Annotated in this window: 13 protein-coding genes and 1 pseudogene; 7 read left to right on the forward strand and 7 right to left on the reverse strand. The window is 65.9% G+C overall.

The window, feature by feature from the left end:
- The 3 genes from F9K20_RS20770 to F9K20_RS20780 form a co-directional block, all read left to right on the forward strand.
- The coding region (locus F9K20_RS20770) for a DUF5655 domain-containing protein (RefSeq protein WP_291006587.1) at positions 1 to 402 on the forward strand (402 nt) is incomplete at its 5' end.
- Between the two features lie 66 nt (positions 403 to 468).
- Positions 469 to 1,827, forward strand: a complete 1,359-nt coding sequence (locus F9K20_RS20775) for a hypothetical protein (protein ID WP_291006590.1) — start codon at positions 469 to 471, stop codon at positions 1,825 to 1,827.
- Between the two features lie 262 nt (positions 1,828 to 2,089).
- Positions 2,090 to 2,356, forward strand: coding sequence for a hypothetical protein (locus F9K20_RS20780; RefSeq protein WP_291006593.1), 267 nt, complete (start codon positions 2,090 to 2,092; stop codon positions 2,354 to 2,356).
- 17 nt (positions 2,357 to 2,373) lie between these two features.
- On the opposite strand, the gene F9K20_RS20785 is transcribed toward F9K20_RS20780, so the two are convergent.
- Together F9K20_RS20785 and F9K20_RS20790 are read right to left on the reverse strand one after the other, a co-directional pair.
- Positions 2,374 to 2,775 carry a phasin family protein gene (locus tag F9K20_RS20785; RefSeq protein WP_291006596.1) on the reverse strand — a complete coding sequence of 134 codons (402 nt, stop codon included), beginning with the start codon at positions 2,773 to 2,775 and terminating at the stop codon, positions 2,374 to 2,376.
- Between the two features lie 247 nt (positions 2,776 to 3,022).
- Complete coding sequence (locus F9K20_RS20790; protein ID WP_291006599.1) at positions 3,023 to 3,331, reverse strand: non-heme iron oxygenase ferredoxin subunit; 309 nt, start codon at positions 3,329 to 3,331, stop codon at positions 3,023 to 3,025.
- Between the two features lie 956 nt (positions 3,332 to 4,287).
- On the opposite strand from F9K20_RS20790, the gene F9K20_RS20795 reads away from it, so the two are divergent.
- Entirely contained in the window at positions 4,288 to 4,530 is a 243-nt protein-coding gene (locus F9K20_RS20795) for a hypothetical protein (protein WP_291006600.1), read from the forward strand.
- Positions 4,531 to 4,567: 37 nt separating this feature from the next.
- On the opposite strand, the gene F9K20_RS20800 is transcribed toward F9K20_RS20795, so the two are convergent.
- Positions 4,568 to 4,723: a hypothetical protein gene (locus tag F9K20_RS20800; RefSeq protein WP_291006602.1), complete on the reverse strand. Its 156-nt coding sequence runs from the start codon at positions 4,721 to 4,723 to the stop codon at positions 4,568 to 4,570.
- Between the two features lie 264 nt (positions 4,724 to 4,987).
- Here F9K20_RS20800 and F9K20_RS20805 point away from each other — a divergent pair, with 264 nt between their 5' ends.
- On the forward strand, positions 4,988 to 5,197 hold the full coding sequence (locus tag F9K20_RS20805) for a hypothetical protein (RefSeq protein ID WP_291006606.1): 210 nt from the start codon (positions 4,988 to 4,990) through the stop codon (positions 5,195 to 5,197).
- Positions 5,198 to 5,228: 31 nt separating this feature from the next.
- On the opposite strand, the gene F9K20_RS20810 is transcribed toward F9K20_RS20805, so the two are convergent.
- Positions 5,229 to 5,681, reverse strand: a complete 453-nt coding sequence (locus tag F9K20_RS20810) for a GNAT family N-acetyltransferase (protein WP_291006608.1) — start codon at positions 5,679 to 5,681, stop codon at positions 5,229 to 5,231.
- Positions 5,682 to 5,689: 8 nt separating this feature from the next.
- A complete protein-coding gene (gene mgtE / locus F9K20_RS20815) occupies positions 5,690 to 7,066 on the reverse strand; it encodes a magnesium transporter (protein WP_291006610.1) in 1,377 nt (458 codons plus the stop codon).
- 254 nt (positions 7,067 to 7,320) lie between these two features.
- Here mgtE and F9K20_RS20820 point away from each other — a divergent pair, with 254 nt between their 5' ends.
- Together F9K20_RS20820 and F9K20_RS20825 are read left to right on the forward strand one after the other, a co-directional pair.
- A complete protein-coding gene (locus F9K20_RS20820; RefSeq protein WP_291006612.1) occupies positions 7,321 to 8,322 on the forward strand; it encodes a polysaccharide deacetylase family protein in 1,002 nt (333 codons plus the stop codon).
- Positions 8,323 to 8,389: 67 nt separating this feature from the next.
- Positions 8,390 to 9,523 carry a polysaccharide deacetylase family protein gene (locus tag F9K20_RS20825; RefSeq protein WP_291006613.1) on the forward strand — a complete coding sequence of 378 codons (1,134 nt, stop codon included), beginning with the start codon at positions 8,390 to 8,392 and terminating at the stop codon, positions 9,521 to 9,523.
- A 12-nt stretch (positions 9,524 to 9,535) separates the two neighbouring features.
- Here F9K20_RS20825 and F9K20_RS20830 read toward each other — a convergent pair whose 3' ends face one another.
- Together F9K20_RS20830 and F9K20_RS20835 are read right to left on the reverse strand one after the other, a co-directional pair.
- A complete protein-coding gene (locus tag F9K20_RS20830) occupies positions 9,536 to 11,095 on the reverse strand; it encodes a bifunctional aminoglycoside phosphotransferase/ATP-binding protein (RefSeq protein WP_291006615.1) in 1,560 nt (519 codons plus the stop codon).
- Between the two features lie 109 nt (positions 11,096 to 11,204).
- A pseudogene (locus F9K20_RS20835) lies at positions 11,205 to 12,258 on the reverse strand (hypothetical protein); the annotation flags it as partial.

Genomic DNA, 12,258 nt, shown 5'->3' on the forward strand with positions numbered 1-12,258 from the left:
CCGCCCGCTGCGCCCGCACCCCCACCTGCCCCACCTGGACCGGCTGCCGGCGAGCTCGAGGCGGTGCTCGCCAAGGCCAAGGCGTATCGCCCGCTGGCCCAGCACGTGCTGGCCAAGATCAAGGCGGTGAGCCCCGCCGCCGCCTTCGCCGTTCGCGAAAGCTCCGTCGCCATCGGCGCCCCGGCGCCGTTCGCCGTGCTCGCCATCACGGCCAAGGAGCTGCGCCTGCACCTGGCGCTTCCCGACCACCCGTTCGACGACGCCCTCAAGAAAGGCCAGGCGGGCGGCGGCCTTGGCAAGGGCGAGGCGCTCTCCCACATGCTCGTACTGACGGACGCCCGCCAGGTCGACGAGCGTCTGATGGAGCTCGTTGTGCTTGCCGCCGCCAAGGTGAACGGCTGAAGGCGGAACCATCGAATAGCCCGAATTCTGCCCCCCAGTGCGGCCCATTGCTTGGAGGCATTTGCCATGTCCGCCGACGCTCGTTGGCCCAGCGCCGCGCTCGCCCTCGCCGCGCTTTCTGTTTCGACCCTTTCGCTACATGCCCAGAGCGCCCAGCGCGACGCCATCGCCGAGCTGATCGACAAGTCGGCGCGCGCGGCGAAAGTCGAAAAGGTGGCCGAGACGACCTCTCCGGCGACGGCAGCAAAGCCGCTCGTCGGCCCGCCCGCTCCCGCAACCGCGCCCGCCGCTCCTGTTGTCCCCAAAGATCCGCGCGAGGGTGAGCAGGCCTACGAGCAGGCGCGCCAGCTGATGCTCGCCGTCGATTCCATCCTGCGCGAGGCCGCCGAGCAGCGCACCGAGGCGCAGAAGCTGCCCGGGCGCGACGAGTTCATCTTGACGCCGCTGTGGACCGAGACGCGCGAGGACCGCGAGCAGCGCATCCGCGCCCTCCTCGATTCGGCGCTCGGCATCGTCACCGACGTGCCGATCGTCGACATGCAGAAGAAGGTCGAGGGGCTGCGCCAGAACATCCGCGACATCGAGGCCGACATCGCGTCGATGAAGGAGAAGCAGATCACGGCGCCCAAGGACGCGATGCTGCCCGGCGTCTTCACCGACACGGTCTCGAGCCTCGACGGCAACATCAAGGATGCGGAAGCGCGCATCGAGAAGAACCGCGACGCGATCGCCAAGACCAAGGTCGAGATCGCCGGCGCGCTCGCCAAATCGGGCGTCGAGCTCACCCCCGATCAGGTCGACCTGTTGCTCGACAGCGTGCTGTCGGGCGATCTCGTGCGCCTCGTCGCCACCTTCAACGCTGCCAAGGTGATCGACACCCAGCTCGGCAAGCTGCTCTCCGCCGCTGGCGACAACATGAACTCGGCGCGCAAGTACTTCGCCATGCACGCGGCGCTGTTTGCCATGCTGGTGCACGCGCAGGGCTCGGCCATCGAGAAGATCGACACCAACTACATGCCGAAGCTCGACGCCATCATCAAGGACATCGCGGCGGCGCAGGCCAAGACGGCGCGGCTATTGCAGGCCGAGAACCGGCCCGATCAGAAGCGCGCACTCGAAGCCAACCGCGACGCGCAGAAGGTGGCTGCCGAGGCGGCCAGGGGCTACCGCCGCTACCTGCAGGGCCAGCGCGAGCAGATCGCCAAGGCGAGGACGCGCGCCGTGCACGACTTGCGCATCGCCGACAACACCTACGAGACGGTAGAGGCGAGCTTCCAGTTGAAGAACCTGATGCGCGACAGCGCCGCCTCCTTCGAAGCCATCCAGAAGCTCGAGGCGCCGACCTTCGACCAGATCTTCAAGAACGAGGAGCTGCGCCAGGAGTTCGAGAACCTGACGAGGCGCCTCGACGCGCCTTCGAGCTAAGCGTCACCTTAGCCCCTTTGCCACGCTCCGATTGGCGCGCGCCTTCGCCAAGACCTGCGGCCCGCCGCACACGGCTCGCTGCCCAAATCCAACCGCAACTGACGCGCTTGAGCATTTGTCTCTGCTCAATGCCGTCGCTGCTCGCCGGTGAGACGGCTGAAGTGTCCCTATCCACAAGCGTTTCGCGGGCGGCCGATAGCGCTGAGGCAGGAAGGGCTACACTTGCGCATTATTCACCACGGCGAACCGAGCGGGGTTGGACATGCCTAAGTCGAGCACTCACGCGGCAAGGATCACAGCCGAAACTATCGAGCTCGCGGCTCTCATGCAGGTCAAAGCGCTCGCCTACGATAGCGAGCATCCCGATAACCCATTCGGCACCTCGACGGCGGCTGCTTACGCGGACGCCATCCGCGCTCTCGCCCTCGAGACGGAGCAAGACGAGCTTGCCATGCTGATGATGGAGGCAAGCATCCGCGTCATGCAACGCCTGCTTCTCGCCCAGGCAACCACGCGTCTGCCGGTGTGATTTGCCTAAAGGCTCGACTAGGCATCGTCACGCCGGCCGTCTCCTGAGCCTCTCGTGACGGCGCGGTTCACGTGCGATTGCAGCGCCGACAGTGTCTGTTGCGCGAGAGAGCTGTTGAGCCGGCTCATTTGTTCGAGACCGGATTGATAGTCCGTCCACGCTGTCCGGACGTAGTCGGCACAGGTGCGGAACATCTCCTCGGTCGTGGCACAAGCGGCAAGCTGCTCGGGCATCCCCAGGTCCTCCTTGAGACGCCGATTGATGAATGAGGTCCACTCCTTATTCATCGCCGCAATGCCTTCGTATAACTTCCCGCTCACCTCGGCCACGGCCTCGAGCGTTGGGCGCTGCATCTCGAGAAGTGGTTGGCCCAAAAGTGCCTGCGGGTTTTTTGGACCGCGTTGGTCAGATTCTCTCATGGGGCCCTCCATTCCGGCGGGGAGCGCACAGCAGCGGTGCCCCGTGCCGGCTTTGGCTATAACTGGTGGTGAGGACAGCGGTTCCTGATGCCGAAAGTGTTTCGTATCCTCCACGTCCGCAGGAGAGCTTTTGCTACTTTTGTTCTTGGCCCTGAGTGGAAGGCGCCGAGATGTTTTCCGTCCTCAGCCGACAGTTGATGCCGCTGTCGCGAGGTTGTCCCCGACCTGTCGCGTTCATTAGCCGTCGCTAGACCGCGACCTCGATGTCGCGTCCGCTCACGCGCACCTCGTAACACGTAACGGCATCATACGCCGGGGGCCCGAGAACCTCTCCCGTCCTGATGTCGAACCTAGCGCCATGCCACGGGCAGATCACTTCGTGGCCCGAGATTTCTCCCTCGGCCAATGGCCCCTCCTCGTGCGTACAAGCGTTGCTGAGAGCGAAGAAGTTGCCGTCGACGTTGAACAGGGCAATGTCTGTGCCCTTCACGGTCACCAGCAGGCACTGGCCCGGTGCAATCTCATTGGTGCTTGCCACCTTCACAAATTCAGCCATGGATCTTTTTTCTTGCCATGGCGGCTAACGCCCCATCGGAAAAATCAAGCCCCGCCGAGCTGCTCGCTTCAACGGGGCTCCTGTCATCTATGACCTGCCCAGCAGAGCCGGGCTCATGAGGCGAGGCTCTGTGATCCGGGCCCAGATCCCGCCCTCGCACGAAGTCTGTCAGATTTTGCTGTGTGCGGCCCAGAAGGCGTGGCCAACTGCTGCAGCTCGCTATCTGAGCCGTGACCCCGCATCAGCGCGAGGTCGAAGGTGACTTCCCGGTGGAGTCATTCAGCCTCCTTCCGTTGTTTACCCTTGCGATAGCCGTCCTCGAAACCAACGGTACTGCCGGGGGGCGGGCAACTCGGATTTCCATTTCCGATGCGCGCCTGGCCGGAAGCGACGGCCGTCACATCATCAACTTTGGCTCAGCCGGGCGGAGTGTCAAGCATTGTAGTGGCCGGCTCTCGCGCTGACTCTTGCTCATTTTCGGCGGCCTACGCGTCATTCGCGCCCGACCTGCTTGTGGCCAAACCGAACTGCCGCGCGTTCAGTGTCGATGAACGCGGCTTTGCGGAGCACGGCTTCGTCATGACAAGGCTGCTGGATTGTTACCAGGATGGCAGTCGTTTGGCGCCCGCGCTCCCGCGAGTTTGCGAACGCGTGCCCCCGGCTGCGCCGACGGCAGTTGAATCTCCCCCTCACCCGCTCGCGCATTGGAGCATGCGCGAGCGGCCTCTCCCCGCCGGGGAGAGGCTAACCGGGGAGAGGCTAAAGAGACGAGGCGACCCTCACGGCAAACTGTGAGCCACGAAGCAGCTGACGGCTGGGTCCTCGGGTCATGCCGGAGGCGTGCTTCCAGCATGAGGCCGAGGATGCGAGGATGACGGCGGGGAGGAGCATCGGGCGGTTGCGCGAGCAGGTCGCCATTTGTCGGGCGGGAGCAAAAGCGCACGGCGTCAAAGCGCATGGAACGCTGGCCGGGCCGCGATCGTTGCGCCCAGAGAGGACGAGGCCGGCTGGTGCACAAAGAAACACAGGCGACATTTCGCTGGCTGCGGGCGGGGTTGAAAGAAACGACCGACCCGATCGCGCGGGAGCCGCTGCCCGAACGTTGGATCGAGCTGGTCTGCCAACTGACCGAGGAAAAGTCGGCGCGGCCAGCCGAGGCGCCGCAGCAGCCGAGCTCGCGCCCATCAGGTTCGAGCTGATGCTACAGATGGGGTATCCAGCCGCTACCGACGCCCTCTAATCGGAGCCCCAGTTCTCCAGGCGCTCCTTGAGGCTGCGAGCGGCCCTGAACTCGGTGCCTTCCTCGAGCTCCTCGCCCGCTTCGCGCGGACCGGCGACAAGGCCGAGCGCACTGGGTGCGAGCGGAAGCGGGGTGTCACGGTCTTTGTCCATGCGTGTCTCCAGGTTGAAGGTTACGCACGCAAAGCTGGTGCAGAAGAATTCGCCGGGAGGAGATTGGTTCCCGTTGCCGTGAACCCCGGCGAAGCCGCGCCCTGACGCCTTAGGCCGCCGCGCGGCCTAACCCCTGTTAACCCTCGGCCGCCCGGAGCGTTCGTTGAGGCTTGTCAATGCACGGCGGGCGCGGGGGCGACATGATCCTTCCTCCACTCCTCAGGGCCCGCATGAGGGCCGTATGCCCAGCTGGATGGAGGCACCGTGCAGAGGCTGGTTATCACGAGCGAAGACTTCCAGGCGCTGCGCATCGCTATCAACGCGGCGCTGGTGGAGGTGGGCGAGCGTGAGATGGAACTGTCGGTGGCCGACATCACGCTGCGCCTCTTGGATGCCTACCTGATGGGCGAGCGCGATCCCAAGAAGCTCGCCGACGCGATCGTGTTCAACACTGCGAAGGGCTACGTTAATTGAGAAAGCTCTGCTCGTCACGATGGAGGCAGCGTCAGCGGCGGTACTGCACGAAGGGGCTCAGAGAAGCGATGCGGTCATAGAGGCGGCGCGCGGTGCGGTTGTCCTCTTTCGTCGCCCAGTAGGTGCGCGTCGCCCCGCGCATGTCGGCTTCCTTGTAGACCGCCTCGATCAGCGCCCGCCCGGTGCCGTGGCGGCGCGTGGCTCGGTCGACATAGAGATCCTCCAGATAGCAGTACGTCGTCGGTGACCAGGTCGAGCGGTGGAACAGCGCGTGCGCGAGTCCGATGGGCCGATCCTGCGCGTCGACGGCCACCAGGCCGAGAAAGCCGTCCTCCTGTTGCAGCAGCCTTTGCCAGGTGAGCACGATCACATCGTCGGGCACCTTCGCCTCGTAAAACCGGATGTAGCCCCTGAACAGGGCCTCCCACGCCTCGCGGTCGCCGGCCTCCAGCGGGCGGATTTTAACGTCGCTTTCGCTGCTCATGATCCCCTTCACCTCAACCACAGCGTCGCCAGTCCGAGAAACGAAAAGAACCCCACGACATCGGTGACCGTGGTCACGAACACGGTCGAGGCGACGGCGGGGTCGAAGCCCATGCGGTCGAGCACCAGCGGAATGAAGATGCCGGCCAGCGCCGCGGCCAAGAGGTTGACCACCATAGCCGCACCGATGACCAATCCGAGCTGCTCGGTGCCAAACCAGGCGACCGCGATCAGCGCCATGATCAGCGCAAACGCAAGACCGTTGATCAGCCCGACCGCCGTCTCGCGCAACACGACGCGCACGATGTTCGCCGGATTGAGCTCTTTTGTGGCGAGCGCACGCACCGTGACCGTCATCGTCTGCGTGCCGGCGTTGCCGCCCATCGAGGCAACGATCGGCATAAGAACGGCCAGCGCCACCATGCTTTCGATGGTGGCGTCGAACAGGCTGATGACCGCGGAGGCGAGGATGGCGGTGAACAGATTGACGGACAGCCATGAGAAGCGCGGCGGGGCGATCTGGCGCACGCTGTCGCTGAGGCGCTCGTCGCCGACGCCGGCCAGGAGCTTGGCGTCCTCGTCGGCCTCCTGCTCGATGACCTCGACCACGTCGTCGACGGTGACGACGCCGACGAGGCGCTCGTTCTTGTCGACGACGGGCGCGGCCATGAGGCCGTAGCGCTCGAACTGGCGCGCGACCTCCTCCTGGTCGGCTGTGGCCAGCACGATGTGCCGGTCGGTCTCCATGATCCTATCGACGGGAACGTCGCGCTTGGTGCGCAGCAGGCGCGAGATGTCGACGCTGCCGAGCAGGTGAAAACCTGGGTCAACGACAAAGATCTCCGAGAAGGTCTCCGGCAGATCCTCGGTGTCGCGCGCGAAGTCGATGACCTGGCCGACGGTCCAGAACGGCGGCACGGCGACGAAGTCCGCCTGCATGAGGCGGCCAGCGGTCTCTTCTGGGTAGAGCAGGTTGCGCTGCAGCGCGGCGCGCTCGCCCTGCGGCAGCTGAGCGAGAATCTCCTTCTGATCGTCCTCCTCGAGGCTGCCGAGAAGGTAGGCGGCATCGTCGCTGTCGAGTTCGGTGACGGCTTTGGCGAGCACGTCGTTGGGCAGTGCTTCGGAAAGCTGGTCGCGCACCTTCTCGTCGACCTCGGTCAGCACCTCGAAGTCGAAGTCCGGCCCCAGCGCCTGGATGAGGCCAACCCGCTGCTCCGGCTCGAGTAGCTCGATGAGGTCGGCAAGGTCGGGGCCCCTAACGTCGGCGACCAGAGCGCGCACCTTGGTGGCGTCGCTCGCCTCCAGCGCCTCGGCGACCGCGCGCACGAGCTCGGCCGTCGGCGCCGTCCCGCGCTCGCGCGCGGCGATCTCCTCGGTCTCGGTCATCGAAGGGCGCACTCCGGGAACGTCGGGCAACGCAGACCGCCGCCCGGCATGATTTGCTCGCATCACGCGCGTGATGCATCGGCTTTAGCACGTCAGCAGCGGTCGTACAGTCTGGTGCGTGGTTGCAACAACGGGAAGAAGATGTCCGACAGAGGGAAGGATTTACAGAAAATCTTAGCGGTTCGGGACTACTAAGGCGTTTGGGGTGGATGCGCCACGCGCGCGTTGCTGTTGTCCAGCGAACGGTTGTGCGAATGCGGCGGGTTGAGGCGTTGGTGGTCGGGTGCGTTTGCCTGCTGCTATGCGGCGGGCCAACGGCACATGGCGCGCCGCCCGTCGAGGCCTGCGCCACCTCTGCCGACAAGCTCGGGCTGTCGCGCATCGTCGAGGTCGACACGGCGGGCGGGCCGCTGTTCGGTCGCGTCGCCAGCGGCGGCTACGACTTCCTCGCCGACGGCGAGGTTGTACTCACCTTCGACGATGGGCCATTGCGACCCTATACCCGCGCCGTGCTGAAGGCGCTGGCCCAGCACTGCACCAAGGCGACGTTTTTCATGGTCGGCCGCATGGCGGTCGCCGACCCGGCGATGGTGCGCGAGGTGGCAAGCCAGGGGCATACGGTTGCGTCGCACACCTGGTCGCACGCCAAGTTGCAGGGTTTGGCGGCCGATAAAGCCAAGGATGAGATCGAGCTGGGCTTCAGCGCCGTGGCTCAGGCCCTGGGGGCGCCCATGGCGCCATTCTTCCGCTTCCCTTACCTGCGCCCGAGCCCAGCGTCGGTCGACTACCTCAAGACGCGCAACGTTGCGAGCTTCACCATCGACGTCGACTCGCGCGACTTCCGTACGCGCGATGCCGCGGCGGTCGAGAAGACCGTGCTGACCCAGCTTGCCGGGCGCCGCAAGGGCATCATCCTGTTCCACGACATCCAGCCCTCCACCGCACACGCGCTGCCCAGCATCCTTGAGGAGCTCAAGAAGCGTGGCCTCAAGGTGGTGCACATTGTGCCGAAGGAGACTGCGGCAACGCTGGCCGAGTACGATGCGCAGGCAGCTAAGATCATCGCCCAGAAGATGGCGGCCAAAGATCCCCTCGCCTCGCGCGCGCTGACCTGGCCGCAATCGAGTGGCGACCCGGAGCGACTTCCTTGGGCGGTGCACAAAGCCGCCGGTGCACCTGCACAACAACAGGCCACAACCGAAGCTACAAACAAACGGGCGACCGTGCCATGGTACAAACAGTGGCTTGTGCCATGAGCGGTCGAAACGAAATTGTTTGCGTAATCTTCATTCCGCAGGTGCCGAACGATCGAGGTGCATTTTGATGCGTCGCTTTTCTCTAGTGCTGTCGCTTATTGGCGCCGCGTACCTGGATCCTGCCTTGGCAGAGGAGGCTTGTCCCAACCCGCAAGGCGCGCTCGGCGTGTCACGCATCGTTGAGATCGACGCCAAGACGGGGCCGCTGTTCGGCGGCTTCACAAAATACGAGAAGGAGCCGCGTTTCCTCGAACCGAAGGAAGTGGTGCTGACCTTCGACGACGGTCCCTTGCCGAAGTACACCAAGCCCATTCTCGACGCGCTCGACAAGTTCTGCACCAAAGCGACGTTCTTCTCTGTCGGGCAGATGGCCCAAGCCTATCCCGACATGGTCAGGGAGGTGATGGGTCGCGGCCACACCATGGGCACGCATACCTGGTCTCACCCCTTGAACCTGCGCGCGCTTTCGCTCGCCAAAGCCGAGGATCAGATCGAGCGTGGCTTCGCCGCCGTAGCGCTCGCCGCCGGGCAGCCGATCGCGCCTTTCTTCCGCTTTCCGGGGCTGAGCGATTCAGGCCCCCTGCTCGCCCACCTGCAAAAGCGCGGCATCGCCGCCTTCACCGTCGACGTGGTCTCCAACGACAGCTACATCGGCAGCCCGCAACGGCTCGCCGCGCGCACGCTTGACCAGGTCGAGCGGCAGAATGGCGGCATGGTGCTGTTCCACGACATCAAGGCTTCTACCGCTGCCGCGCTGCCCACCATCCTCACCGAGCTGAAAAAGCGCGGCTACAAGGTCGTGCATCTGCGCTCCAAGTCCGTCTTCGAGCCACTACCGGCGCTGACGGCCGAGCTGGAGGCGAAACGCCTGACGGCCGAGGCGAAGAAGGCCGGTCCGAAGAAGGGTGAGGCGGCAGCGGCCGAAAAGCCCAAGCTGGTTCCGTTCTACGCCGCCATCGCGGCTTCGAACCTCGAAGCGCAGAGCGAGCCGCAAGTGACGCCGCTGGCGCCGGAAGCCCGCGAGCGCGTGCACGCCGGCGGCACGCATGCGACGGCCAGCACGCCCGTAGCCAGCCCCGATGAGGCGGCGGGAGCGGTTACGCAGCCGGCGACGCCAGCGCGCAGGAAGCACGCGCGCAAGCGGCACAAGCCAGATAGCGATCCCTTGAGCCTGAGCAACGCGGTCAACGGCCGCTGGTAAGGCGCCGCCCCTTCAGTCCCGCATGACGACACCTGCGGCCGCGAGCGTACGGCGAGCCTCCTCGAGGCTGTGCTCGGGCGAGCCGGACGCGTCGACATGGTGCCAGGCGATGGCGCCGAGGTCGTAGCCGAGCTGCTCGTGCACGACGCGACGGTCGGCGTCGGAAGCGTCGCCGCGGCGGTGCTCAACGCGCGAGATCAACGTCGCGGCCGGCGCCTCCAGCCACAGACCGACGAATGCGCAACCCGCCTCGCGCGCGATCGCCTCCACCGTTTCGCGCTCGTCCTGCTTGGCGAAGACTGCGTCGACAATGGCTGCATGGCCGGCCGCGAGCGCGCGCCGCGCTTTGTCCTCGACGATGCTGTAGACGCGCTGCGCCGTGCCAATGCGGTAGTGCTGGCGGTCGAGGCGTTGGGTTTCCGGCACCCCAAACAGGCGCTTGCGCTCTACGTCGCTGCGCACGTGCAGCGCGCCGGGAGCTGGGCCGACGTGCGCGGCGAGCAGTGCGGCGAGCGTCGACTTGCCGGTGCCCGAAAGACCGCCGATGGCGATCAGCAGTGGGGGCGGCGGCGCCAGATAGGTGCCAGCGAGCTCTGCGTTACGGCGGATTTCACCGCGCAGCGAAATCTGCTCCTCGGCAGCGAGCTGCTCGCTGCGCGCCATCGCCACCACGGCGCGCACACCGGCGCGGCAGGCCAGGAAGAGCGGCAGACAGGCGAGGCCCTCGATCTCGCCGCCGACCGGCCCGAAGGCGACATAGGCGTTGAGCACGACGTTCGCTGCCTGGCGGTCGCCGCGCGCATCGAGGTCCATGAGCAGGAAAGCGAGGTCGTACAGCACGTCGATGGTGGCTAGCGCCTCGCTGAATTCCAGCGCATCAAAGGGAACCGGCAGATTGTCGACGAGCACGATGTTGCCAAGATGCAAGTCGCCGTGGCAGCGGCGCACGCAGCCGGCATTGCCGCGCTCGCCGAGCAGCGGCTTGATCCGCTCGAAGGCGGCGACGAGGCGCGTGCTGACATCGGCGTGCCCGTAAGCCAGCGCGCCCGATAGCTGATCGACGACCGGCGCCATGATGTGCGCGCCGTCGCACGCTTCCGCGATCGGACTGTCCTGGTGATAGCGCGCGACCATGTCGGCGAGCGCCTTGGCGAGATCTTCAGGGATAGGCCCCTGCTCCTCGCGGTGACTGAGCACAGCCTCCTGCGGGAAGCGGCGCATGTGCACCGCCCATTCGACGATCTCGCCGCGGCCGCCAAGCTGCAGGCGCCCGTCGGCGCGCACGATGGGGACCAAGCCGAGATAGATATTGGGCGCATGCGGTCGATTGATCTCCATCTCGCGCACGGCGGCGGCATGGCGCGCGTGCAGCGTGGAGAAGTCCACGAAGCGCAGATGCACGCGCTTCCTCAGCTTGTAGGCGTCCTCGCCGACGAGAAACACGCGGGCGATGTGCGTCTCGACGACGTCGACGGGCAAATCGCCCGAGCCGTAGGTCGCGGGATCGCGCAGGAAGGCGCAGATCTCGCGCTCCTCGTCGTCGGCGAATGTGAACACCGAGTCGACCGGCATCGGGTCACTCTTGAGGTTGCGACGCTCAGGACCGACTGGAGACTACAAGCGGATGACGCTCCGTGCACACGCTCTGGCGCCGGCAAAGCCAAGGCAGCGCCCTGACGCCCTATGTGTCGCTGCGCCGGGAGAACTCGGTCTGCCCGCCAGTTGCCAGGATGCGCGCCTGCTCGATCCAGTTCTCGCGCTCGATCCGGCCCTTGAAGTCGAGGATGCGGCTGATGCGCTCGATATCGGCGCCCGTCCAGTTGGCGACCTGCTCGTAGTACGTGATGCCGAGCGAATTGAGCTTCTTTTCGATCAGGATGCCGATACCGCGGATGCGCTTCAGATCGTCCGTCTCCCCCCGCGCGCGCGGCGACCGAGGAGCATCGGGGCTGAGCAAGGCCTCGGAGCGCACCGAACGCAAATAGCCGACATCGGCCGTCGGCTGCGGTTCGGGCGCCGCCGGTATGGGTACGTCGCGACCGAGCCGTCGCGAGTAGTAGGTCTCACCGCCCGTCGCCAGGATCTGCGCCTGACCGAGCCAATTCTCCTGCTCGATGCGGCCGGGAATGCCCAGCCGATCGCTCAATGTCGCAACATCCGTGGCGTTGAGCGTCGCCAGCTCCTGGAAGTGGCGGATGCCGAGCTCGTTCAGCTTCTTCTCGATGAGAACGCCGATGCCGCGGATACGTTTGAGGTCATCGCTTGGTCCGCGTGGTGCAGAGCTTCTCGGCAGCGTGCCTGGCTCGGCGGGCCTGGGCGCCGACGCCGGCTGCGCGGTAGCCGCGGGGGCGAGCGCCGCCGGCGCGGTAAACTCCGGCACCGGCAAGCCGCGGTCGACACGGCGCGAATAATAGGTCTCCCGGCCGGTGGCCAGGATCTGCGCCTGGCCAAGCCAGTTCTCCTGCTCGATGCGGCCCTTGAGGCCAAGCGTCTCGTTGAGGCCCTTGACGTCGGCGGCCGTCAGCGCTGCCAGCTCCTGGAAACGGCGGATGCCGAGTTCCTTGAGCCGCTTCTGCATGACGACATCAAGGCCGCGGATGCGCGTGAGGTCATCGCTGGGGCCGGCGCCGCCCTGATCAACTTTGACCGGCGCGCCAGAGCCTGTCGAAACGGAGACCTTCGAAATCGGCGGCATCGCTGGAGCGGGGCTCGGAGCCGCAGCGGCTGGGGCGGCA

Source organism: Hyphomicrobium sp. (assembly GCF_009026145.1).
In the GTDB taxonomy this organism is placed as follows: domain Bacteria; phylum Pseudomonadota; class Alphaproteobacteria; order Rhizobiales; family Hyphomicrobiaceae; genus Hyphomicrobium_A.

Excerpts from the sequence above, each read along its gene's own strand:
- F9K20_RS20775 (WP_291006590.1), top strand. The coding sequence starts at position 469 with ATGTCCGCCGACGCTCGTTGGCCCAGCGCCGCGCTCGCCCTCGCCGCG.
- F9K20_RS20780 (WP_291006593.1), top strand. The coding sequence starts at position 2,090 with ATGCCTAAGTCGAGCACTCACGCGGCAAGGATCACAGCCGAAACTATC.
- F9K20_RS20785 (WP_291006596.1), bottom strand. The coding sequence starts at position 2,775 with ATGAGAGAATCTGACCAACGCGGTCCAAAAAACCCGCAGGCACTTTTG.
- F9K20_RS20790 (WP_291006599.1), bottom strand. The coding sequence starts at position 3,331 with ATGGCTGAATTTGTGAAGGTGGCAAGCACCAATGAGATTGCACCGGGC.
- F9K20_RS20795 (WP_291006600.1), top strand. The coding sequence starts at position 4,288 with ATGGAACGCTGGCCGGGCCGCGATCGTTGCGCCCAGAGAGGACGAGGC.
- F9K20_RS20800 (WP_291006602.1), bottom strand. The coding sequence starts at position 4,723 with ATGGACAAAGACCGTGACACCCCGCTTCCGCTCGCACCCAGTGCGCTC.
- F9K20_RS20810 (WP_291006608.1), bottom strand. The coding sequence starts at position 5,681 with ATGAGCAGCGAAAGCGACGTTAAAATCCGCCCGCTGGAGGCCGGCGAC.
- mgtE (WP_291006610.1), bottom strand. The coding sequence starts at position 7,066 with ATGACCGAGACCGAGGAGATCGCCGCGCGCGAGCGCGGGACGGCGCCG.
- F9K20_RS20820 (WP_291006612.1), top strand. The coding sequence starts at position 7,321 with ATGCGGCGGGTTGAGGCGTTGGTGGTCGGGTGCGTTTGCCTGCTGCTA.
- F9K20_RS20825 (WP_291006613.1), top strand. The coding sequence starts at position 8,390 with ATGCGTCGCTTTTCTCTAGTGCTGTCGCTTATTGGCGCCGCGTACCTG.
- F9K20_RS20830 (WP_291006615.1), bottom strand. The coding sequence starts at position 11,095 with ATGCCGGTCGACTCGGTGTTCACATTCGCCGACGACGAGGAGCGCGAG.